At 53.9% G+C, this 597-nt stretch carries 1 protein-coding gene; it reads right to left on the reverse strand.

The window, feature by feature from the left end:
• The coding region (locus RH88_RS07965) for a phage portal protein family protein (RefSeq protein ID WP_138944262.1) at positions 1–597 on the reverse strand (597 nt) is incomplete at both ends.

Raw genomic sequence — 597 nt, forward strand, 5'->3', positions numbered from 1 at the left:
CCTCTTCTTCAAATGATACGGTCGGGTAGTTCTCTTGCACGCCCCAGTTCATATCGATGTAAGGGCGAATAAGCTGCTCGTTAAAAGTGGCCGCAAGCTGCATACCGTCCCAGTTGGCGATATCAAGGCGAACCTCATTGTGCACGTTCGCTTGCGCGTAAGAGCCGCCGTTCTCCGTGGTCATGGTTTGGCCTAGCACCGCTTTTGAGGTTTGCTCATCACACCAACGGGCCATGGATTCAAACATCACCATACCGGACTCGCCGCGCTTGGCTTCCTTGATGTCAATCTTCATCCCCTCCGGCACCACTGCGCCCGCATCTGAGGCCAGGTTACGCACCGCATCGACCAGAGTATCGATTTGCTTTTGTGTGGCATTAGGATGGTATGTCCCCAAGCGAACAGGCATACCGTAGACCTCAGAGAATGCCCACCAATCGCGCACGGCAAAGGATTTGAGCATGAACATCACCACTTGAAGGCGAGCAAGGCCGTTACGAATAGGCAAACCCGATTTAATGCGCGGCTTGTGCACTACGTATTTACCCGCCACCAACTTGGTGCCGCCGTTGGGGTTGAGTTTATCCTTGAGCAGCA

The sequence above is a fragment of the Vibrio scophthalmi LMG 19158 genome (assembly GCF_000222585.1).
GTDB lineage: Bacteria > Pseudomonadota > Gammaproteobacteria > Enterobacterales > Vibrionaceae > Vibrio > Vibrio scophthalmi.